Here is a 22,890-nt window from a genome sequence, read left to right as displayed (position 1 = left end):
ATCAACAACAAGCCTGGTTTTTGCCGGGCCACGGTTGTCAGTACCCATCTGAGTTTTTCCTGTAAGCAAAGTGAGGTTCGCTTTGCTTAAAAAACTGCTCAAACGTAATCTTGATTTTTCTTTTTCCGACGATGCATCTTCGCCATCGGAAGAACCTGTGCGTGTGGAAATATTCAGCGCGGAACGACTCGAAGCACACGCCGCGCATCTTGCCTCTATACAAAAAATCGGTTCTGCCTCCGGTGCTGCCAGTCTGGTAGTCGCTGCGCGCGAGAACGGCCAGATACTGACCGCTGCTCATGGTGCGATCGAGCAGGCAACAGCAGAGCGTCGCGCAATTACTTCAGCGGCTGAATGGTTGCTCGATAACCTGCATGTCATCGATGAAAATGTCGCCAGCGTGGTCGAAGGTTTGCCGCGTCGTCTGTATCGCGGATTGCCGAAGCTGGTCGGCGGCGATTACGCCGGACAGCTGCGCACATACGCTTTGTGCTGGGAATTTGCTGCACACACCGACAATCATTTCGATGCTGAGCTGTTCCTGCGCTTCGTCCGTTCCTATCAATCCGTACAACGTCTGACGATGGCCGAGTTGTGGAGCTTGCCGGTAGTGATGCGCGCCGTGCTGCTCGAACATTTGCGCCGCGTCGCAGTGCGGGTCGTCAAGGCGCAGGCGGCGCGTGAGGCAGCAGATGATTTTGCGAACGACCTGATCGTCATTGCGCAAAAAATGCCGGAGAACGAACAGCCCGGCATCGTCCTGCCGCCTGGTCGTCTGTTGCAGCCTTTCGTGGTGCAGCTGGTGCAGCGCCTGCGTTATCAGCAGCCGGGCTTTACGCCTTTGCTCGATGTCCTGGGAGCACGCCTGCTGGATCAGGGGCCGACCATAGACGACATCGTATTGCGCGAACACACGACGCAGGTCGCTTCGAACCAGACCATACGCAATATCATTACCAGCATGCGTACGATAGCGGCGTACGACTGGCGCGTCTTCTTTGAGTCGGTCAGCCTGGTCGAGCAGAAACTGCAAACCCTGGCTAATTACGCCGAGCTGGATTTTCTGACGCGTGATCGCTATCGCAAGATTATTCAGCATATTGCGCTGAATGCACGTTATTCCGAGCAGCAAATTGCCGATGCACTGGTGCGCAAGATAGCATCGCACCGCAGTCAGATGTCAACTGACGACATCGTTGCCGATGAGCGTGCACTCGACCCTGGTTACTACCTGCTGGGTCGTGGCCGCACTGACCTCGAGGCAGAGCTAGGTTACATACCTCATCTGACTCAAAAGCTACGCCGTCATTACATCGCCCATGCCAGTCTGTACTACCCGCTGACCATACTCTCGATGGCCGTGCTGATACTGGCGTTTCCGTTGTGGACGACCTACGGCAAAGAGGTATCGCCAGTATGGTTGACGATGCTGGTCATTGCCGGTCTGTTTCCGGCTGTCGATATTGCGGTCGCTTTCATCAACAAGGTCCTGATGCGGCTGTTCTGGCCGCGTCACTTGCCGCGTGTGGAGCTGGCGGATATCACCGATAAGATGCGTACCTTTGTTGCGGTGCCCATCATGCTCACCAGTGAAGAAGGAATAGAAGAAGAGATACAACAACTGGAAACGCATTACCTGTCGAATCCTGACGGCGAAGTGTATTTCACCTTGCTGTCTGACTGGGCCGATGCAAAGCAGGAACATATGCCGCAGGATTTTCCTTTGCTGGAGAAGGCGCGCCGTTGCGTCGCGGAGCTGAATACGCGCTATGGCCTGAGCAAAAGCGGGCAGATACGTTTCTACATCCTGCATCGTCGCCGCTTGTGGAATGAGAGCGAAGGCAAGTGGATGGGCTGGGAGCGCAAGCGCGGCAAGTTGCATGAGTTCAATCGCCTGCTGCGTGACGCGCACGATACATCGTTCCTGCTTGACGACATTCCGGTGCCGCGCAATGTGCGCTATGTGGTGACGCTGGATGCGGATACGCGTTTGCCTATCGGTGCCTTGCGTGCACTGGTTGGTGTCGCCGTGCATCCGTTGAATCAGCCACGGCATGATCCGGACACCATGCAGGTCATTGAGGGCTACGGCATCCTGCAGCCACGGATTACGCCTACCTTGCCGATGCAGCAGGAACGTACCTTGTACCGTCGCTTTTTCTCGGCGCGCGGCGGGGTTGATCCCTACGGCGGTGCCGTGTCTGACGTGTATCAGGACGTATTCGGCTGGGGTAGTTACTCAGGTAAGGGACTGTACGACGTTGATGCCTTCGAGCGTGCCCTGGCCGGCAAGGTGCCGGAAAACACCATGCTCAGTCATGATCTGTTTGAAGGTGCGCTGGCACGGTGCGCATTGGTGAATGATGTCGAACTGTTCGAAGATTTCCCCTCGCATGTGGAAGAAGCGGCGGCGCGCCAACATCGCTGGACGCGTGGCGACTGGCAATTGTTGCCATGGCTGTTGCACGCCGGGCGCGTCTCCATGTCCAGCATAGACCGGCTCAAAATCGCCGATAACATGCGGCGCTCACTGACGGCACCGGCGATTCTGTTGACCCTGATCATCAGCTTCTTCCTGATAGGCGCGCCGGCCTGGCCGTGGCTGCTGTTGGCTATCGTTGGCCTGGCGCCACCTGCCGTATTCCGTTTCTTTTCTGATTTGCTGCCGCACCGTGACGATCTGAATTTCAGAGCGCACTGGCGCAGGGGGCTGGCGGTGCTGCCAGACACCATCGCTGTAGTCTGCATCTCGCTCGCGATGCTGGCGCAGTATTCCTGGCTGATGCTGGATGCGATAGTGCGTACGCTGGTGCGCCTGGTTTTCACGCGCAAGAAATTGCTGGAGTGGGTGACTTCCGCCCAGGTCAGGCGTGCGAAGAAATATTCATATAGCAGCTTCTTCTGGCGCGGTCGCATGGGCATGCTCATCGCGGTCGTGATCGTGGTCGCGCTTGCGGTGTTTGATCCTGCCGGTTTGTGGCTGGCTGCGCCGTTCTGCCTGTTATGGCTGGCAGGCCCGCTGATTGCCCGTGCGATCAGCCTGCCGCCGGTGGATACCAATGTCGAGGAACTGGATGTCGCGGAAGAGACCGAGTTGCGTCTGGTGGCGCGCCGCACCTGGCGCTTCTTCACGACCTTTGTGGTGGCGCAGGATAATTTCCTGCCACCGGATAATTTCCAGGAAGATCCGCAACCAGTCATTGCACATCGGACTTCGCCTACCAACTTTGGTTTATACCTGCTGTCTGTCGTCAGCGCACGCGACTTTGGCTGGGTCGGTCTGACCGACATGATGCGCAGGCTGGAAGCGACGATGGAGACGCTGCATAAATTGCCGCGCTATCACGGCCATTTCTACAACTGGTATGAAACCGAGCGGCTGGAAGTGCTGTCGCCGCGTTATATCTCGACAGTGGATAGCGGCAATCTGGCTGGACACTTATTTGCGCTGGCGCAGGCCTGCAAGGATGCGAAAGAACAAAGCGTATTGCGACCTACTATCGTGGCCGGCATGCGCGATGCCGTTTTGCTGCTGCGTCTGGCGATAGACGGCATAGGGCATGAATTGCGCACACAGGCAGTCAGCATTAATGAATTGCGTAAAAGCGCCGAGCAATTCAGTGATTTCCTGCTGGCGACCAATGCCGTGCTGCCGACCTATGCATTCTGGGAAAAAATGGTTGAACGTTCAGAGAATCTGTTTGACCTGGCGCAGGCCTTCTCGGTAGAGATCAACAGTCCTGACAATGAAGTACTGACCTGGGCGAATGAATTGCGTACCGCCGTGCGCATGCATGGCAACGATTTCATTGTGATGATGCCGTGGGTACATCTGGAAGCACAGGACGGCGGGCGCAATCCCGAGCTGTGGCAGCTCATCAATACGCACATCAATATCTATGTGGCGCTGGAAAACCTGCCTGCCGCTTATCTGGCAGCAAGGCGCGACATCGCGCGCCTGTTCAGTTCGCAAAACCGGCTGGATCCGGATGTGATTCCGCAGCAGCTGTTCGATGCGTTGGACGGCGCCTTGATGCAGGCTGCGGTACTGGCGATCGAGTGGCTGGATCGGCTGGAGCGTATGGAAATGGCGGCACGTGAGATGGCTGCAGAAATGGATTTCCGTTTCCTGATGTCGCCGGAGCGGCAATTGTTTTCCATCGGTTATAACGCGGACGAAGGCCGGCTGGACGATAGCTATTACGACTTGCTGGCGTCGGAAGCGCGGCTTGCCAGCCTGGTTGCAATTGCAGAGCGGCAAGCGCCGCCTTCGCACTGGTTCCGCCTTGGTCGTCGCATGCTGCCGGGGATCAACGGGCCGGTTCTTGCGTCCTGGTCGGGTTCCATGTTTGAGTACCTGATGCCGTCGCTGGTGATGTCCACGCCACGTGGCAGCATGCTGGACCAGACTTGCCGCGACATCGTGGCGCGCCAGATCCAGTATGGCAAGGAACGTCATGTACCGTGGGGTGTATCCGAATCTGCGCTGAATGTGCGTGATCGTGCTTACACCTATCAATACTCTGCATTCGGGGTCCCCGGCCTTGGCCTCAAGCGCGGACTGGAGAAGGACATCGTCATTGCGCCGTATGCAACCGGACTGGCAGCGATGTATATGCCGAAGAGCGCAGTCGCCAACTTCCGGCGCCTGGCCGAGATAGGTGCGCTGGGACGGTATGGTTTTTATGAAGCGCTGGACTTTACACCGGGGCGCCGCGCCGAGAACCAGACCATGGCCACCGTACGCGCCTATATGGCACATCACCAGGGTATGTTGCTGGTGGCGCTGGGGAATGTCATCAACCGTAATGTGATGCGCCATCGCTTCCATCACGAACCCATCATCCGTGCCGCCGAATTACTACTGCATGAATCGCAACCGCGCTGGGTGCAACCGACATCGCTGGCATTACGCGAGGAACGCGAACGGCCGACCGTGGTGATGCCGGAATCCGGCGTGGCGCGGCAATTTGACAGCGCGATGACGGCAATGCCGGAAACCCAGTTGCTGTCGAATGGCCATTACGCCGTAATGATGACGGCGGCCGGTTCCGGTTACAGCCTGTGGAATAAACTGGGCGTCACGCGCTGGCGTGAAGATGCAACCCGCGATCACTGGGGTAGCCATATCTATCTGCGCGATTCGGAGAGTGGTGGATATTGGTCTGCGGGTTTTCAGCCGACCGCAGTCGAGCCTGATTCCTATCAGGTCAAATTTGCCGAGGACCGGGTACGTATCTCACGCGCAGACGGTTCCATCTCCAGCATGCTGGAAGTGATCGTGTCGCCGGAAGATGATACTGAATTGCGCCGCCTGACACTGACCAATAACGGCACGCGTACCCGTCACATCGAAGTGACTTCTTATATGGAAGTGTTGCTGGCGCCGGTGGCGGCGGATATCGCGCATCCGGCATTTTCCAATCTGTTTGTCGAAACTGAATACCTGCACGAGATACGCGGCTTGCTGGCTTCACGTCGGCCGCGCAAAGATGGCGAAACACGGCCGTGGGCGGCACATGTAGTCGCACGCGGCGAAGGTAGCGACAGCGCGGTCGGGATCGAGTATGAAACTGATCGCGCCCGTTTCATAGGACGTGGCCAGGGCGTGAGTAATCCCTTATCCATCATCGATGGGCGTCCTTTGTCGAATACCGTCGGTGCGGTGCTGGATCCCATCTTCAGTCTGCGCGTCAGAGTGCGGCTGGAGCCGGGTGAGATCGTGCATCTGGTGTTTTCCACCATGGCAGCAAATTCACGTGAAGAAATTCTCAGTCTGGCCGACAAATACCATGACGGTTCTGCCTTCGCGCGGATCTCTGCGCTGGTGTGGACGCATGCCCAGGTGCAATTGCATTACCTGCGTGTCGAGCACTACGAAGCGGAGCTATTTCAGCATCTGGCCAGTCGCATTCTGTTTTCCGATCGCAGTGCGCGTGCCAGTGGCCGCGTGATACGTTCGATGCGCCTGAGTCATGCCGGTTTGTGGGGCCAGGGGATTTCTGGTGACCGGCCTATCGTCCTGCTGCGTATGGCCAAGCAGGAAGACCTGCGCCTGGTGTCGCAACTGCTGCGTGCGCATGAATACTGGCGTATGAAGCAATTGCCGGTAGACCTGGTGATCCTGAATGAAAAGGGCGCATCTTACGCACAGGAACTGCAGGCGGCCATGGAGGGTATGGTGCGTGCCGCACAAGCATTCTCCGCGCAACAGGAGCAAGCGGAACGTGGTAGTGCTTACATCGTCAGGGCCGATGTCATTACCGATGATGAGCGTACTTTGCTGCTGGCATCGGCACGCGTGGTGCTGGAAGGCGGGCAGGGCAGTCTGGCTGAACAGCTGCAGGCGCGTCCGGAAGTGGAAGAGAATCCGCCGTTCTCATGGCTCAAGCGTGAAATCCAGGGGCCGCGTGCCGGGCCGCCTGGCGTGCCGCCGCAACTGGCGCTGTTCAACGGCCTCGGTGGCTTCGATAAGGATGGTCGTGAATATGTGATTGTGCTGGGGCAGGATCAGGTCACACCCGCACCCTGGATTAATGTCATCGCCAATCCGGTTTTCGGTTTTACCGTATCCGAACGTGGCGCAGGCTACACCTGGAGTCAGAACAGCCGGGAAAACAAACTGACGCCCTGGTCCAACGATCCGGTCTCGGATCCTTCCGGTGAAGCCTTCTACATACGTGATGAAGAAAGCGGCGCGTTGTGGAGTCCGACGATTTCTCCTATCCGTGTACCTAACGCTATTTACACGACGCGGCACGGTCAGGGTTACAGCCGCTTCGAACTTAATTGCAGCGGCATCGTCAGCGAGTTGCTGCAATTCGTCAGTTGGGACGATCCGGTAAAAATCTGTCGCCTGCGTCTGAAGAATGTGTCGCACGGGGTGCGTCGCCTGTCCCTCAGTTCCTATGTGGAATGGGCGCTGGGTGCGACTCGTGCCGATAACGTTCCTTTCATTGCAACTGAACGGGACGCAGAGAGCGGCGCGCTGTTTGCACGTAATCCGTGGAATATTGAATTCGGCCAGCGCGTGGCTTTCATCGATCTGTGCGGCAAGCAGACTGCATGGACCGGTGACCGCAAGGAATTCATAGGCCGCAACGGCAACTTCCAGAAGCCGGAAGCCTTGACGCATGGCAGCGTATTGTCGAATCGTGTCGGTGCCGGGTTCGATCCTTGTGGCGTGCTGCAGACCCAGGTCGAGATCGTAGTGGATGGCGAAGTGGAAATCGTATTCGTGATGGGACAGGCCGATGATGCTGAAACAGCGCGTGCACTGGTGCAGCGTTATCGTGCAGCGAATATCGAAGAAGTATACGAAACCAGTCAGCGCAACTGGCATGAGATCTTGCACAAGGTACAGGTAGAGACACCGGATCGTTCGATGGATTATCTGTTGAACGGCTGGCTGCTGTACCAGACCCTGAGTTGCCGTTTCTGGGCGCGCACGGCTTTCTATCAGGCTGGCGGCGCTTACGGTTTCCGCGATCAGTTGCAGGATACGCAGGCACTGGCTCTGGTCGCACCGACTCTGGCGCGACAACAAATCCTGCGCGCATCGTCACGCCAGTTCCCGGAAGGCGATGTGCAGCATTGGTGGCATCCGCCTAGCGGGCGTGGGGTGCGCACGCATATCTCGGACGATTTGATCTGGCTGCCGTATTGCGCGGCGCATTATGTTGACGTGACTGGCGATGCGCAGATTTACGATGAACTGTTGCCGTTCCTGGAAGGCGATCCCTTGCCGCCGGAAAAAGAAGACGCCTACTTTGAAGCGCACATCTCGGAGCAAACCGCCAGCGTGTATGAACATTGCGCGCGTGCACTAGATCACAGCCTGCATACCGGCCCGCATGGCTTGCCCTTGATGGGTGGCGGTGACTGGAATGACGGCATGAATCGGGTCGGGCATGGCGGTAAGGGTGAGAGCGTATGGCTGGCGTGGTTCCTGTACGCGACCTTGCTGCGTTTCGCACCGGTGGCAGAGGCACGCAAGGACAAGGCGCGTGCCACGCGCTGGCGCAAGCATGCCGAGAAGCTGAAGAAAGCGACCGAACAGCATGCGTGGGATGGCGCATGGTATCGCCGCGCTTACTTCGACGATGGCACGCCATTGGGTTCTGCCAGCAATGCCGAGTGTCGCATCGATTCGATAGCGCAAAGCTGGTCGGTTATTTCCGGTGCGGGTGAGCTGGAGCGCAGCCAGCGTGCGATGGACTCGGTGGACCAATACCTGATCCGGCCGGGTGATGACTTGATCTTGCTATTTACGCCGCCGTTCGACAAGACACCGCTGGATCCTGGTTACATCAAGGGCTATTTGCCGGGCGTACGGGAAAATGGCGGGCAGTACACGCATGCCGCAGTGTGGTGTCTGATCGCTTATTCAAAAATGGGCAAGGGCGGACAGGCGCATGATTTGTTCAAGATGATCAACCCGGCGAATCGCAGCAGTTCACGTACCGGCATGGCCGCTTACAAGGTTGAACCGTATGCGGTGGCGGCTGATATCTATGCCGAGTCACCGCACGTCAGGCGTGGCGGCTGGACCTGGTACACCGGTGCTGCCGGCTGGCTGTACCGGGCCGGGGTGGAATCGATACTGGGCCTGTGCGTGCAGGCAGACAAGCTCAGCCTTGATCCTTGCCTGCCGCATGAATGGCGTAGTGCGAAGCTGCATTATCGCTACGGTGCAGCGGTCTACAACATCACGCTGCAGAATCCGACCGGGGTCAGCAAAGGTGTGCTGCGCGTCGAACTGGATGGCGTCATGATGCCGGATCAGTTTGTCACCATGCGCGATGATGGCGCGACACATAACGTCACCGTGCTGATGGGGACGCCGGTCTTGCCTGCCGTCTGAATCGTGCCCTGAAGAAGCGGGTGCCGCGCATGGCATCCGCTTCTTTTCATCATCAGACAGATTTTTCCAAACCGCGAATAGCTGTCCAAAAGCCTCGCATCTCGACTCTTAGCTTCTGCATCCATTCACGATAATGGTGTTCCATGCCGTCATACCCATACCGGGTACGAGCGCTCACCGACTATCCATAAGGATGAAAAGATGCTGACCGAACGCGAACTAGAGAGCTGTTATCTGGGCCAATTCATTCCTGTGCACTATCACCACAATATGCTGATGGACAATCGACGCATGTCGGGCTTCAAGGCGGCGATCACGCATCTGGTTGCGCCGGGTGCCAAGGTGCTGGAGCTGGGCGGTGGTACCGGCGTGCTGTCATGGTTTGCTGCCGCGAAGGCCGAGAAGGTCTGGTGCGTAGAGTACAACCCGGATCTGGTAGCGGAAGCCAAACGTTTCCTCGCGCAGAACGTGAACGGTGACCGGGTTGAAGTGATACAGGGCGACGCCTTTGAATACCTGCCGCCGGAACCGGTCGATGTCGTCATCTGCGAAATGATCCACGTCGCGATGCTGCGTGAAAAACAGGTGCAGGTCATCGAATCCTTCAAGCAGCGCTACCTGGAAAAATTCGGCGGCCCGCTGCCACTTTTCATTCCGGAAGCGATGATCATGGCAGTTCAGCCTTTGCAGCAGGATTACTGCTTCGAAGGTTATAACGCACCTATCGTGCAGTTCCAGGAGCCGACCTTCATTCAGTCTGGCAGCGTCGAGCTGGCACAGCCTTCCGTCTATTCCTTGCTGGATTTCACGCAAGCAGTGCCTGCGCAGATTGCGTGGCAAGGCGTGTTTGCGATTGAACATGATGGTACGGTGAATGCCTTGCGCTTCGTGACCAAGAACATCCTGGCCGTCGTGATGGAGCAGTCAACGACTGTTGATTGGTTGAATCATTACCTGGTCTTGCCGCTGGCGGAGCCGGTCAGCGTGCAAAAAGGCGATCAGCTATATGTGAGCCTGGAGTACAAGGCGGGTGGTTCGATACCGTCGCTGCAAGCTTCGTTGCGCGCCCAGCACTTGCATGTGGTGGAAGCGGAATGGGCGACGCAGACCCGGCATGTGGCTGCTTATGCCTGATAGCTGATGCCGGATAGGGTGAGGATGAAAATAGCGAGCGCAGCAGGCTCGCTATTTCTATTTGAGGACGAGTGAGACGACCAGCAGCAGGATGCCGATGAAGATGGCCACGCCGAGCAGCGCGGCGGCCAGCACGTAGAACGGATTCAGGCTGGTATTGTCCTTCTCGTAATCCGAGCGGCGGCGCAAGCCGATGAAGGACCAGAAAATCGCGCCCAGCGTCGCGAAAAACGACATTTTTTCGGGTTCCTGCTTGATCGGTTCCGACATCATTTTCTCCTTCAGGTCAGCCTAAGCATACGCCTGGTATGCCCGGCTACACAGCATCAGATGCGGCGATATTTCCCGTAGCAGTTGTGCGCGTACGGGAAATCCCGCCTTTTAGTGCTCCGAGGTCAGCAAACGCAGGGTCTGGATCAGCGCCTTGCATTCATCCGGATTGCCTATGCTGATGCGCAGGTACTGGTTGATGCGCGGATGATTGAAGTGACGCACGATAATCGCACGCTCACGCAAACCGGCCGCCAACTGGCTCGCTGGCAGGGAGGCGTGACGCGCAAAGATGAAGTTGGCAGTCGATGGCAAGACTGAGAAACCGAGCTTTTCCAGTTCCTGCGTCATGTGTTCACGGCTGTCGATAATCGCCTTGCGGGTTTGCTGGAAGTAAGCCTCGTCACCGTAGCTGGCAACTGCACCAGTCAGCGCCATGCGATCCAATGGATACGAGTTGAAGCTATTCTTCACGCGTTCCAGTGCTTCTATCAGTTTCGGATGACCCATCGCAAAGCCGACGCGCAAACCAGCCAGCGAGCGCGATTTCGAGAAGGTGCGAATCACCAGCAGATTCGGGTACTTATGGATGAGCGGCAACGCCGTTTCACCGCCGAAATCGACATAGGCTTCGTCTATCGCTATCACCACATTCGGCTGTTTGATCAGCAACTCCTCGATCGCAGCCAGTGGCAGGGCGATGCCGGTCGGTGCATTCGGATTCGGGAAGATGATGCCGCCGCATGACTGCGCATGGTAGTCGGCCAGCCTGATACCCATTTGCTGATCCAGCGGGATTTCCTGATAGTCGATGCCAAACAGTTTGCAATAGACCGGATAGAAACTGTAGGTGATGTCCGGGAACAGCAAAGGCGCCTGGTGCTTGAGCAAGGCCATGAAGACAAAGGCCAGCACCTCGTCGGAACCATTGCCGATGAAAATTTCATTGGTTGCTACCTGGTGATAGTCAGCCAACGTCTGTTTCAGCGCGCTGGAGTCCGGGTCAGGGTAGAGGCGCAGCGATTCTGCGGTGACCGCGTGCATCGCCGACATGACGGCTGGTGACGGCGGATATGGGTTTTCGTTGGTGTTCAGCTTGATCAGGCCCGGCAACTTCGGTTGCTCACCCGGTACGTACGGCGTGAGTGTTTGCACTATAGGGCTCCAGAACTGGCTCATGACTGCTTTCCTTTTTCGATAGATATGCGCATTTTATCGTGAGCGGTGACTAAATAGAAAATCGCCGGGCATAAGGGCGGCGAAAGTTCCTTGCGCTTGTGACAAGGAAGTCGTCGCAGAACGTGGCCGGGGCAAGGATTTTATGCATGGCTGCACGCGCTACGGCTGATAAATCGGCCCCATTCTGGTACAGTGCCGCCATGAGTAAATTGACCTTAGACCGCATCCTGCAATCGCAGGGATTCGGCACCAGAAAATACTGCCGCAACCTGATAGAAGACGGCGAAGTCAGCATCAATGGCGAGAGCGTGACTGATTACCGTGCCGCTTTCGATACCAGCGACCTCGAATTCACGATTTTTGATGAAGTCTGGCGTTACCGCGCACACGTTTACATCGTGTTGAACAAACCAGCCAACTTTGAATGCTCGCGCAAGCCCAGCCACCATCCCGGCGTGCTGACGTTGCTGCCTGAGCAATTCACCTGGCGCGAACTGCAACCGGTCGGACGGCTGGATCACGATACGACCGGCATGTTGCTGATGTCGGATGACGGCCCTTTCATCCATGCCCAGTCCTCGCCCAAGCGTCATATCCCCAAAGTGTATGTTGCCACCACGCATGATCCGGTCACGCCGGAACTGATCGCGCAATTGCTGGGTGGCGTGCAGTTGCACGATGAGCTGGCGCCGCTGGCAGCGCAGACCTGCCGCATGCTGGGTGCCAACGAGCTGGAAATCGTGCTGGAGCAGGGTAAATACCATCAGGTCAAGCGCATGCTGGCGGCGGCAGGGAATCATTGCTCTGCCTTGCGCCGGGTTGCCATCGGCAGCCTGACGCTGGAATCGCTGGAGCTGGAAGAGGGCGAGTGGGCCTACCTGAGCGAAGCGCAGCTGGCTTTGCTGGCACCGGTTTAAAACAAGGTTGCCGGATGCGGTCACCGGCGGAATCCCAGTCAGTAGTCAAACGGGCTTGCTGAACTTGCCGTCAGCAAGCCCGTTGTTTTTCAATTGTGTCGGCAATTTGTAAATTAGCGTTAAATGTGTGTAATCAGAGACAAATGTAAGGTTAAATCTAACATTTGCAGCACGCCTGACAGCGCGATCTCGTCACATACCATGCATTACGTTATGATCAAAAAAATTTACGCAAACCCTCGTCGGAGACGGTCACTGTAATGCACGCGATCAAACCTGTTATTCAACTGGCCAAAGAGCGCGCCTTATTCCGATTCTCCACCCTTGCAGAGCGCATGCTGCAAGACGCCAATGTCAGCCTGGCGCAACAAATACCCACTGCCGGTTCAGCCAATGAACAAAAATGGATTTCCGCCTCACGCGATTTCCTCGGTACGCACGGGCAGGAATTCCTTAAACGTTTAAATGCAAGCTACATTGGCTACATAGAGCGCGGCATGCAAACCATGTATCGCGACTTGCGCCTGAGTTTGCAGGATGTCTCAGCTGAGACGCTGTCCCTGATGGATGACGATACCGTGACCCGTCAGATTGAGGTGGAGCGACGCGTCCTGCGTTTGCGTGATGCCGACCAGCAAAGCCTGGGACGGCTGAACCTGATGATTGCGCAGTTGCACGATGAACACGATGTCCGTGAACGTGAGAATCCGTTCCGCCCTTATCTGATGGCACGCGCACTGCATGATGTGCTGTGCGCAATGAATAGCAACAGCAATGTCTGCGCGATGCTGTTTGATCACCTGTCCGGTGCGCTGGCTGAGCAACTGCCGGAGTATTTTTCCGCGATCCGTGATGTGTTTGAATCGAATGGTGTGCATGCGCGCCTGTTGGCGCGTCCGAGTGCGCTCAGCAAGCGTGAACGTGAAATGCTGGCGCTGGCCAACCAGGGCGCTTATCGCGCGACAGCTGTTGACGCCGGTTTGTCTACCGGCCTGGTAAGCGGCATCACGACTGGCGTGGTGAATGGTTTCCCCACGCTGCATGAAACCGTACCGGCTTCACCCGCGCTGGAGCGGGTGCTGGCGCAATTGCAGAGGCCAGGCAGCCAGGCCGGCAGCATGCCGGTCTTGCCGTCGGACGGACAAATTGAACTGCAAGATTTTGTCTGGAAGATATTCAATCAGTCTGCACCGGGGCGGATACCACCCAATTTGCGTTACCCCGATGGCGTGCCGAATACGCCTGCTGCCAAAGCAGCGGGGCAGCAAGCCAACGCTCATCCCTTGTTCCGTCAATTGCAGCAAATGCAGCAGGCCGGTGCACCCGCGCAAGGCGGAGATGCCTCTGCCGACATTGCCGAGCCGGTAGAGGATTTGCGCGAAGTGTTGGATCTGGATAAGGTCAGCGAGATCGACCGGGTGGGGCTGGATGTAAGCACCATGCTGTTCGAATACATCGCTGATGATGAAATGCTGATGCCGGCTTTCCGCAGTTTGTTGGCGCAATTACAGATACCGTTTGTAAAAGCGGCGATGCTGGATGAAGACGTCTTGCAGCAGGCCGGTCATCCGGCGCGGCAGTTTCTGAATCGCGCAGCATCGATCGCCAGCGGCCTGAACGCGAGCACCTCGCCGGGCCAGGAAATTTATACCGGCATGGCGGAAGCGATCGCCTGTATTTGCCGGGATTTCAATACGGACATGCAAGTGTTTGAAACGGCCAGCCTGCACCTGAATCATACGGTGGCAGCAGCCTTGCATGCCGGTGATGCCGAAGCCTTGCGTGCTATCGAGGCGCTGGAAAATGCGCAAAAGAATCCACAGCAGCATGATGTACTGGTGGTACAAACCGTCAATGCCTTGCGCGAGCGCCTGGCATCGATAGAGACTGATCAGCGCGCCGTCGATTTCCTGATCAAGGTCTGGAGCCGGGTGCTGGTTTACGTCAGTGAACATGACAGCATCGAGATCGAGCCGTATCGCGAAGTCGTAGCCGATTTGCTGTGGAGTGTGCAGGAAGAACTGGATGCCAGTGAACGCAGCGCCCTGATGCGGCTGTTGCCCAAGCTGGTACAACGCATCAAGACCGGCCTGCAATTGCTGCTGATGTCGGACATCGAAAGCAAGCAGGTGCTGGATCAATTGGTCGCCATGCATGCCGACGTACTGCGTACGATACAAGGCAACCAGCTGAAAGGCGCGCGCTCATTGCTGAGTCTGCAGCAACACTTCTCGACCCTGCACATAGGCAGCGCACTGGCACCGCAGGCAACTGAAATCCATGCGCCTACTGTGCCGCATGAGCGTCTGCAAGCGGCATTGCAGCAATTCCATGTCGCCGCACACCTGCATCTGGACAGCGACCTTGGCACCCTGATGAGTTCGGATGCCAAATGGCTGGGTGGCATGCACGTAGGAACGCAGGCAGAGTGGTGGCATGAAGGTGCTTATCTGCCGGCAAGCTTGCTCTGGATAGACGCGGCGCAATCTTTCTATTTGTTCCGGATCAATGCACCGGAAGCGCGGCCACGTTTGCTGGTGTATTCGTCGATCGCACTGATCAAGGGTTTGCGTGAGGGGTCGGTCGGCATGGTGGAGTCTGCGCCTATCTTTGACCGGGCGATGGAGTCACTGCTGAACACCAGCGGTGCCCAGCAGTATGCTGCCTGATACTTCTTACACTTCTTACACTTCTTACTTGATGACGTGATAGCAGGGCTTGTATGCCTTACCAGGTAATTTCATGCGTCCCTGCGCCACGAAGGCCGCCAGCAATTTATCCATAGGATCCATGATGCTGAGGTCGCCGCTGATTTCAAAGTGGCCATGTTCTTCTATCGCCCGGATACCGCTTTCCTTGACGTTACCTGCTACTACACCAGAGAACGCCCGGCGCAGATTGGCTGCCAATTCATGTCGTTCCTGATTCTGATGCAGCGATAAATTGCGCATGTTTTCATGGGTCGGGAAAAACGGCATCTGGAATGCGTGGTCTATCTTCAGACCCCAGTTGAAGTAATAGGCGTCGCCTTTACCTTTGCGGAACTCGCGTACCGCCTTGATGCCGTCCTGCATTTCCTGCGCCACCTGCACCGGATCATCGACGATGATTTTGTACAGTTTCTGCGCTTTGGGTCCCAGCGTCACGCCGATGAAGTGGTCGATCTGCTTGAAGTAATCAGCCGAATTGGCCGGGCCGGTAAAGACCAGCGGGAACGGCTGACCGGCATTGTCCGGATGCAGCAGGATGCCCAGGATGTAGAGGATTTCTTCTGCCGTACCGGCACCGCCCGGGAACACGACGATGCCGTGGCCGATGCGTACGAATGCTTCCAGGCGTTTCTCGATATCCGGCAGGATGACCAGATCGTTGACGATAGGGTTCGGTGCTTCCGCTGCGATAATACCAGGCTCGGAGACGCCGAGGTAACGTCCGGTCGGGATGCGTTGCTTGGCGTGGCCGATGGTCGCGCCTTTCATCGGGCCCTTCATTGCGCCAGGCCCGCAGCCGGTGCAGATATCCATTTCACGCAAGCCGATCTCGTAACCGACCTTCTTGGTGTAGTCGTATTCTTCGCGTGAGATCGAGTGGCCGCCCCAGCACACCACCAGCTTTGGATTGAGATGCGGGTGCAGCACATTCGCATTGCGCAGGATGTGGAACACCGAGTCGGTAATGCCAGCTGATGACTCAAGGTCGAAGGTAGGGTTCGAAATCACTTCATCGTGGGTGAACAGGATGTCGCGCAGGACTGAGAACAGATGTTCGTGTATACCCTTGATCATCTTGCCGTCGACGAAGGCGCTGGCCGGTGCATTCTTGATGTCAAGCTTGATGCCGCGTTCGCGCTGGATGATGCTGATTTCAAAGGTGCTATAACGATTCAGCAGCTCCTTGGCATCGTCAGTGTCATTGCCGCAATTCAGTACCGCCAGTGCGCAATTACGGAAGAGTTGGTATAAGCCGCCGTTGCGGGTGTCCAGGAGTCTGTGTACTTCGGCCTTCGACAAGATATCAAGGCGGCCGTCAGGGGAGAGCTGTGTATCGACTACTTCATATGTCATAGAGTGCTTTACTTCCGTATGGTAAGAGTGGGCAGGCGCGTTTATATTTTTTAGACTGGCTTTACGGGCAAGTATAGCGTCAGTGTCGCGCCGCAGGTAGTGGGCGGGAGAAATGCATGCAAGGAATTCTCCGTTTTCATGTCTGTCATGCTCAGACCATGAAAACGGCGGATTGTTGCAATGGATATTGAAGGGTGCCGGACAGAGTGGTTTAACGCTCGGTGTCGGTACGCGGCGCAAAGTCGAAGGCGGCCTTCAATGCGCGATACGCTTTTTGTGCGACGGCAGTATGGATGGGCTGGCTCAGCTTGGTAATGACCGCATACATATCGCCAGCCGGATCACCAGGGATGCCTTTGCCTTTGAGGCGCAGTTTGCGTCCTATGCCGGAACCGGGCGGGATCGCCAGCTGTACCGAACCTTCCGGTGTCGGCACATGCACGACCGTACCTTGTTCGGCATGGCTGCTGTTGAGTGGAACATCCACATAGATATCGCGGCCATCGACCCGATAGCGGCGGTGCGGCTTGATCACGATTTCCAGGTACAGGTCACCTGCCTTGCCATCGCCGGTACCAGGGAAACCCTGGCCAGCCAGGCGCAGCGTCTGACCGGAGCGCATGCCTTTCGGGATGCTGACTTTCAGCGTGCGCTTGGAGACGATGGGCATGCCGTATTCGTCGGTCATATAGGTCGGCATCGAGACATTGCGTGTGGTGCCGTGGTAGGTGTCTTCCAGGTCTATCTGCACCTTGGTGTGCTGGTCGCTGCCGTGGATGTGCACGCCGCGTGGTTTCGGCGGCGGGGTGCCCGGACGTCCCATCATTTCATCCAGGATGTGGCCGAAGTTATCTTCGGGGCGCGCTTTGGCGGCTGAAGGTGCTTCTTTCGGCGCTGCGTTGCGGCTGCTGGTGTTTGCTTGCGGCTGTGGACGGGCCTGTTCCTGCGCGCGTTTGGCCGAGGCTTCGCGATAGTTGAAGGCAGGGCGGTATTCCAGATCATAGGCCATGCGCTTGGCCGTATCCTTCAGGACGGCATAGGCTTCGCCGACTTCCTTGAAGCGGATTTCGGCATACATCTCCCGGCTCACGTCAGGGTGATATTTGCGCGCGAGTTTGCGGTACGCATTCTTGATTGCGTCTTGCGTCGCATCGCGCGGGATGCCCAGGGTTGCGTAATGATCCTTGAATTTCATCTGCTGTTTTCGTTACTCGCCTGCGTCGATTTAGCCGGAATTGGTTCGCTTTCAAGCTGCAAGCGGTTTATGGCAGGGTCATTTTGACATGATCATGTCACGGCTGAATGGATGAATAAGGCGAGTATTGTTTGTCAATTTCCAAGCTAGGCAAAATGCCGGAATACTTTCAATATAGTCAATATTTGGCATTGGTGTTGCTTAAATTGAAAGCAATTACTGCGATACAGCTAGGTTGCTGACAGTTTGAAGGGCATACTCTCAACTTCGTTCAATAAACCGCATTTTTAAGATGAAAAGCATGACCTACGAAGAGTATCTGGACGAAGTGACGACGCTCATGACCGAAAGATTCGACCTCAGCGATGCCGCTGCCATCAAGTACGTGATGCGCGCCCAGGCCGCAGATTACTTTACCTTGCACGACGATGATCCGGCCATGCGCACGCAGGAACGGGCGGAACAAGACGCCAAAACCATCTTCGAGCAACGCAATAAATCCAAGCCGGAAATCTACAAAAAGAAATAAGGCAGGCTGCAGCAGACTCTTTTTACTCCCGGGCAGCGCTCTGAAGCAGATCGCTGCCTTTGTAACATCGGAATAACCATGTATTTTAACCTTCCTGCCATCAAGGCTGCTGTATGCCTGTCACGGACACCGCTTTGAGCACGCCTGCATTGATCACCTGGAGTGAAGCCGGTGCCGACCGTACGGCGCGCTGGCAATCCGAGAGCGGCCACGCCGCACCTAAGCGCGTCATCATCGCCGACGACAAGTTAACGGCTGATACAGCCTTCCGTCTTGCCAGTGAAGGCACGGCCTTGCTGTGGCGTGGTGACTACCAGAATGCGCGTCAACTGCTGCAAGCACTGGCACGCCGGATAGAGCGCAAACCGCGCAAGGCGGCGACCACGCCTATAGATGCGTTCAATTTTCACCGCCAGGCACAATCACAACGTGCGCGCACGCTGGGCATGGTGTTGCTGGAAGTTGATGCAGACTACAGCATAGGCTTGCGCCGTGCACCGGACATCAAGCTGGCGTGCAATGAAGCGTATGGCGCGAGTACCGGGCCTTTCGTGCTCTCGTTGCGTGAAGTGCTGGGTTTGATAGGCGCGCATGAGTGGCGTAAAAACGGCGTGGAAATCCCTGCGCTGGGTGCACGCATCCATCCTTATTACGGTGTGTTTTCACCTGTACGCGGTGAGTACCTGAACCTGATTGCAGATGCACCGCTGCCATCGAAAAAACTGGCGTTTGATATCGGTACCGGTACCGGTGTCATTGCCGCTCTGCTGGCGCAACGTGGTGTCGAGAAGGTGATTGCGACGGATCAGGATGTGCGGGCACTGGCCTGCGCCAAAGAAAATTTGTCACGGCTTGATCTGCGGGATCGTGTGCAAGTGCTGGAAGCGGATTTATTCCCCGAAGGCAAGGCGCCGCTGATCGTCTGTAATCCGCCGTGGATACCGGCACGTCCCAGTTCCGCCATCGAGTATGCGATCTATGATCCGGACAGCCGCATGCTGCGCGGTTTCCTGAACGGCCTGGCGGCGCATCTGGAAGCGAAAGGCGAGGGCTGGCTGATTCTGTCGGATCTGGCCGAGCATCTGGGTTTGCGTACGCGGGAAGAGTTGCTGCAGATGATAGAGACTGCAGGTCTGAAGGTGGTCGCCCGCATCGATACCAAACCAGTGCATCCACGCGCGGCAGATGCCAGCGATCCGCTGCACCATGCGCGCTCGGCAGAAACCACGTCCTTGTGGCGTCTGGTTGCACGCTGATCTTTTATAATAGCGGCGCTGCAGCATATGGAAGACGCAGCGTCGTACTCACATCATTCAGGAATCAACATGGCTAACAAACCAGCCCGCATACTGACTTTCAAGTGCAAGAAGTGCACGAAATCGGTACAGGTATTTTTGCAGAAAGTCTCTGCCTGCTCACACATCCAGCCGTATCAGGGCATTTGCACCTGCGGTGAAATTACGCGTTATGCGACCGGCCAGAAAGACGCGGTCGAGTCCTACATGAATTCGGAAGACGGTAACTGGTCGCACCATCATCATTGATGTGTAGGCCAGCGTCGATACCGTCGGCTTAATTGCTGTCGGTATCGATGAAACGCATTTTGAAATTGCGCCCCTTGATATTGCCATTGCTTAAGCGCGCATAAGCCTTGTCCGCGATCTTGCGATCCAGTGCGACATAGGTCATGAATTCAAAGACATTGATCTTGCCGACCTGTTCCTTGGTGAGGCCGGCGTCACCGGTCAGGGCACCCAGCAGATCGCCGGGGCGCAACTTATCTTTCTTGCCGCCCATAATGCACAGCGTCACCATAGGTGCGTGCAAGTCGCCGCCTTCAGCCACTTCCAGCTCATTCAGCTCGTACCACTGTACCGGTTTGTTCTGATATTCCTCGATCAGCTTGACCCACTTCTTTTCATTCGGTGCGCACAAGCTCAGTGCCAGCCCCTTGTCCCCACCGCGACCGGTACGGCCGATGCGGTGGATGTGGACTTCGGTATCTTTTGAGACATCGACGTTGATCACTGCACCCAGCGACTGGATATCGAGTCCGCGTGCGGCGACGTCGGTGGCAACCAGCACTGAACAACTTTGATTGGCAAACAACACCAGGATCTCATCGCGCTCGCGTTGTTCCAGTTCACCGTATAAGGCCAGTGCGCTGAAACCTTGCGCACGCAACTCGGCTGCCAGTTCGCGGCAATGGATTTTGGTATTGCAAAAAGCCAGCGTGGATACCGGACGGTAGTGCTTCAGCAGGGTGGCGACTGCGGCATTACGATCGTCATAGTCGACCGCATAGAAGCGTTGCTCGATCTGGCTGTCATCATGCTGTGCTTCGACTTTGATCTCGACCGGATCGCGCAGGAATTCAGCGCTGGCGCGGCGGATGTCATCGGGGTAGGTAGCGGAGAACAGCAGGGTCTGGCGACGTGTCGGGCAGGCGCTGACGATGCCGGCGATCTCTTCATAAAAACCCATATCGACCATGCGATCAGCTTCATCCAGCACCAGGGTTTGTACTTTGGACAGATTGATGGTCTCGCGCGAGATGTGATCGCGGATACGGCCGGGCGTGCCGACCACGATGTGTGCGCCATGCTCGAGCGAGGCGATTTGCGGACGCATCGGTGCACCTCCGCACAGGGTCAGTACTTTAATGTTTTCGGTTGCGCGTGCCAGGCGGCGCAGTTCATTCGATACCTGATCCGCGAGCTCACGCGTCGGGCAAATCACCAGCGCTTGCACCGCAAACCAGGTCGGGTTCAGCTTTTGCAGCAAACCGATACCAAACGCCGCAGTCTTGCCACTGCCAGTCTTGGCCTGCGCAATCAAATCGCGCAATTCCAGTATCACCGGCAGGCTTTGTGCCTGTATCGGCGTCATCTCGCGATAGCCGAGCGACTCCAGATTGCTCAGCATGGCAGGTGAGAGGGCGAGACTGGAAAAGGAAGTGGCGGTCATGGGCTATAAGGTAATGCAGCAAAGGACACGCAGTCTAACAGGCATGGGCGGCAGATGCAGAATTCGGCTGCATAAACCGCCAATAAATTCATGCAAGCGTAGCGACTTGCATATTGGCATCATCGTACGTGCCCAATTAGGTGTCAGATTAAGCAGTCAAGCGTACCGAGCTGGTCAGCGTACAGCCACGTCCTTGCGACTTGGCTTCGTACAGTGCGAAGTCGGCTCGCTGCAGCATGGTGTCTATGGTGTCGTTATCGTGCATACGCATGGCAATACCGGCGCTATAAGACAGGTTGAATCCAAGCTCCTGGGGCGAGTGCTGTGCCAGCCACTGGCGCAAGCGTTGATCGTATGCCATGACCGCGTTGAGATCCGCACATTTGAGCAGCACACAGAATTCCTCACCACCGTATCGACAGAATACGTCCCCGGTACGGCTGACGGCGCGCAATCCGGTCGCAAAAAGCTGGAGCGCACCGTCTCCCACAATGTGGCCGTGTGTGTCGTTGATTTGCTTGAAATAGTCGAGATCTATCATCAGCAAGGCAATAGGCTGTCGGTAACGCACGCTACTGGCGAAGTCGATACCGGATTGCAGCAGCCAGGCGCGACGATTCAGGACGCCGGTCAGGCCGTCCAGTGTGGCCAGCCGTTCCAGCTCGCGCGCCGCTTCGTCACGATGTGCGAGCAGGATGGCGACGACTGACAGCACCATCATCGAATTCGATGACAAGGCAAACACCTGGTTGACCAGGTAGGGGCCAAAGAAATTCGGGAACTCGGCGGTGTAGAACGCACCAAGCACAGCGCGGCAGGCCAGCACGATCATTTGTATGGTGAGACAAATAGCCAATAGCCAGCGCCAGCGTCCGACTGCTACCAGTGGCGGGCGACACAGCTCAACGATCACTGTGGCGATCTGCAAGGCCAGCAGACCGTTGGCCCAGCCGACCCGGAACGGATAGTCGGAAAAGCCGATGGTGTAACCCGTGGTCATCAACACGGCAATGATGGTCGGTGCACGTACGGCCACTTGTCGGCCGCACCATATCTGAAAAGCCATGGCGTTGAACACCATACCGCTGGAAACGCAGGCCATCGCAAGGGTAGACAGCAACTGGTCGGCCCATCCGCCCGATATCACAGCGCTCGATGAAAACAGCGAAATCCAGCCTGCCGTTTGCAGCACGATCCCGCTTTGCGCATACCGCGCGGCACGATTCACCCGGCCCATGAAGTAAGGCAGCGCGACGGCCATGATGCACAGGTTGAGTGTCATGGCGACAAACAGGGAAAAGACGTCGATTTTTGGCACTGGCTGTACTCTCAAAAAATAAGCGTTTGAAACGCAGCGCCCTGGGCCGCTTGCTTAAATAGTCGGGAAACATGCCGTCCGGAGCTGGCTCCAGAGACAGAGATGAGTTGCGTAAAAACTTGCGCGCTGTGGTATGCATGTCGCAGCAACATGGGCGCCATCTTACCTTCTCGCAACTCAAGTTGGAAGTTTGATAAGGGAGGCATGCGCTGATGCGTATGTTCGGTGGTCTGTGCCGCGTCCACTTTCGACTCACTACCTCCTCATTTCTTCGCATCGTTTATTTGCCGATTTGAAATCATGTAAACAGCTGAAAAGCGTTGATTTTTCACGACCAAATATATGTTTTCATAATACGGAATATTCATATCGCGCTGCATCAATAAAAAATTCCAAAGGGTAGAATATCGTTTCACATTCAGAAAAATGCGTTATAAGTATTTGATAAATAAGA

13 protein-coding genes are annotated in these 22,890 nt (G+C 56.4%); 7 read left to right on the top strand and 6 right to left on the bottom strand.

Annotation, left to right across the window (positions count from 1 at the left end; genetic code table 11):
- The first annotated feature begins 82 nt into the window (after positions 1 to 82).
- On the top strand, positions 83 to 8,863 hold the full coding sequence (locus DBR37_RS01030; RefSeq protein WP_124572443.1) for a GH36-type glycosyl hydrolase domain-containing protein: 8,781 nt from the start codon (positions 83 to 85) through the stop codon (positions 8,861 to 8,863).
- 201 nt (positions 8,864 to 9,064) lie between these two features.
- A complete protein-coding gene (locus DBR37_RS01025) occupies positions 9,065 to 9,997 on the top strand; it encodes a methyltransferase domain-containing protein (RefSeq protein ID WP_124572442.1) in 933 nt (310 codons plus the stop codon).
- A 57-nt stretch (positions 9,998 to 10,054) separates the two neighbouring features.
- Here the strand turns inward: DBR37_RS01025 and DBR37_RS01020 are convergent, their stop codons facing one another.
- Together DBR37_RS01020 and hisC are read right to left on the bottom strand one after the other, a co-directional pair.
- Positions 10,055 to 10,270 (bottom strand): DUF2970 domain-containing protein, encoded by a 216-nt coding sequence (locus DBR37_RS01020; protein WP_233588238.1) that lies wholly within the window; start codon positions 10,268 to 10,270, stop codon positions 10,055 to 10,057.
- A 108-nt stretch (positions 10,271 to 10,378) separates the two neighbouring features.
- Positions 10,379 to 11,446, bottom strand: a complete 1,068-nt coding sequence (hisC, locus tag DBR37_RS01015; protein WP_124572441.1) for a histidinol-phosphate transaminase — start codon at positions 11,444 to 11,446, stop codon at positions 10,379 to 10,381.
- 200 nt (positions 11,447 to 11,646) lie between these two features.
- Here hisC and DBR37_RS01010 point away from each other — a divergent pair, with 200 nt between their 5' ends.
- Positions 11,647 to 12,363: a pseudouridine synthase gene (locus tag DBR37_RS01010; RefSeq protein WP_124572580.1), complete on the top strand. Its 717-nt coding sequence runs from the start codon at positions 11,647 to 11,649 to the stop codon at positions 12,361 to 12,363.
- A gap of 260 nt (positions 12,364 to 12,623) precedes the next feature.
- Complete coding sequence (locus tag DBR37_RS01005; RefSeq protein WP_124572440.1) at positions 12,624 to 15,032, top strand: DUF1631 family protein; 2,409 nt, start codon at positions 12,624 to 12,626, stop codon at positions 15,030 to 15,032.
- A 24-nt stretch (positions 15,033 to 15,056) separates the two neighbouring features.
- Here DBR37_RS01005 and ppnN read toward each other — a convergent pair whose 3' ends face one another.
- Together ppnN and DBR37_RS00995 are read right to left on the bottom strand one after the other, a co-directional pair.
- Positions 15,057 to 16,427, bottom strand: coding sequence for a nucleotide 5'-monophosphate nucleosidase PpnN (gene ppnN / locus DBR37_RS01000; protein WP_124572439.1), 1,371 nt, complete (start codon positions 16,425 to 16,427; stop codon positions 15,057 to 15,059).
- A 211-nt stretch (positions 16,428 to 16,638) separates the two neighbouring features.
- The gene (locus tag DBR37_RS00995; protein WP_124572438.1) at positions 16,639 to 17,622 is read right to left on the bottom strand and encodes a DnaJ C-terminal domain-containing protein; all 984 of its coding nucleotides are present in this window, start codon (positions 17,620 to 17,622) and stop codon (positions 16,639 to 16,641) included.
- A gap of 301 nt (positions 17,623 to 17,923) precedes the next feature.
- Between DBR37_RS00995 and DBR37_RS00990 the strand changes: the two genes are divergently transcribed.
- From DBR37_RS00990 to DBR37_RS00980, 3 genes are all read left to right on the top strand, one after another.
- Entirely contained in the window at positions 17,924 to 18,151 is a 228-nt protein-coding gene (locus tag DBR37_RS00990) for a hypothetical protein (RefSeq protein ID WP_124572437.1), read from the top strand.
- 113 nt (positions 18,152 to 18,264) lie between these two features.
- Positions 18,265 to 19,407, top strand: coding sequence for a class I SAM-dependent methyltransferase (locus tag DBR37_RS00985; RefSeq protein WP_124572436.1), 1,143 nt, complete (start codon positions 18,265 to 18,267; stop codon positions 19,405 to 19,407).
- Positions 19,408 to 19,476: 69 nt separating this feature from the next.
- A complete protein-coding gene (locus tag DBR37_RS00980) occupies positions 19,477 to 19,695 on the top strand; it encodes a hypothetical protein (protein ID WP_124572435.1) in 219 nt (72 codons plus the stop codon).
- A 28-nt stretch (positions 19,696 to 19,723) separates the two neighbouring features.
- Here the strand turns inward: DBR37_RS00980 and dbpA are convergent, their stop codons facing one another.
- On the bottom strand, positions 19,724 to 21,118 hold the full coding sequence (gene dbpA, locus DBR37_RS00975; protein ID WP_124572434.1) for an ATP-dependent RNA helicase DbpA: 1,395 nt from the start codon (positions 21,116 to 21,118) through the stop codon (positions 19,724 to 19,726).
- Positions 21,119 to 21,266: 148 nt separating this feature from the next.
- On the bottom strand, positions 21,267 to 22,436 hold the full coding sequence (locus DBR37_RS00970) for a GGDEF domain-containing protein (protein WP_124572433.1): 1,170 nt from the start codon (positions 22,434 to 22,436) through the stop codon (positions 21,267 to 21,269).
- Positions 22,437 to 22,890: the final 454 nt, after the last annotated feature.

The organism is Herminiimonas sp. KBW02 (assembly GCF_003852535.1).
Lineage (GTDB): Bacteria > Pseudomonadota > Gammaproteobacteria > Burkholderiales > Burkholderiaceae_D > Oxalicibacterium.
This window is presented reverse-complemented; position numbering and strand designations above follow the sequence as displayed.

What these genes read in the sequence shown, in the direction of transcription:
- DBR37_RS01025 (WP_124572442.1), top strand. Translation starts at nt 9,065, where the DNA reads ATGCTGACCGAACGCGAACTAGAGAGCTGTTATCTGGGCCAATTCATT.
- DBR37_RS01020 (WP_233588238.1), bottom strand. Translation starts at nt 10,270, where the DNA reads ATGATGTCGGAACCGATCAAGCAGGAACCCGAAAAAATGTCGTTTTTC.
- hisC (WP_124572441.1), bottom strand. Translation starts at nt 11,446, where the DNA reads ATGAGCCAGTTCTGGAGCCCTATAGTGCAAACACTCACGCCGTACGTA.
- DBR37_RS01010 (WP_124572580.1), top strand. Translation starts at nt 11,647, where the DNA reads ATGAGTAAATTGACCTTAGACCGCATCCTGCAATCGCAGGGATTCGGC.
- DBR37_RS01005 (WP_124572440.1), top strand. Translation starts at nt 12,624, where the DNA reads ATGCACGCGATCAAACCTGTTATTCAACTGGCCAAAGAGCGCGCCTTA.
- ppnN (WP_124572439.1), bottom strand. Translation starts at nt 16,427, where the DNA reads ATGACATATGAAGTAGTCGATACACAGCTCTCCCCTGACGGCCGCCTT.
- DBR37_RS00995 (WP_124572438.1), bottom strand. Translation starts at nt 17,622, where the DNA reads ATGAAATTCAAGGATCATTACGCAACCCTGGGCATCCCGCGCGATGCG.
- DBR37_RS00990 (WP_124572437.1), top strand. Translation starts at nt 17,924, where the DNA reads ATGACCTACGAAGAGTATCTGGACGAAGTGACGACGCTCATGACCGAA.
- DBR37_RS00985 (WP_124572436.1), top strand. Translation starts at nt 18,265, where the DNA reads ATGCCTGTCACGGACACCGCTTTGAGCACGCCTGCATTGATCACCTGG.
- DBR37_RS00980 (WP_124572435.1), top strand. Translation starts at nt 19,477, where the DNA reads ATGGCTAACAAACCAGCCCGCATACTGACTTTCAAGTGCAAGAAGTGC.
- dbpA (WP_124572434.1), bottom strand. Translation starts at nt 21,118, where the DNA reads ATGACCGCCACTTCCTTTTCCAGTCTCGCCCTCTCACCTGCCATGCTG.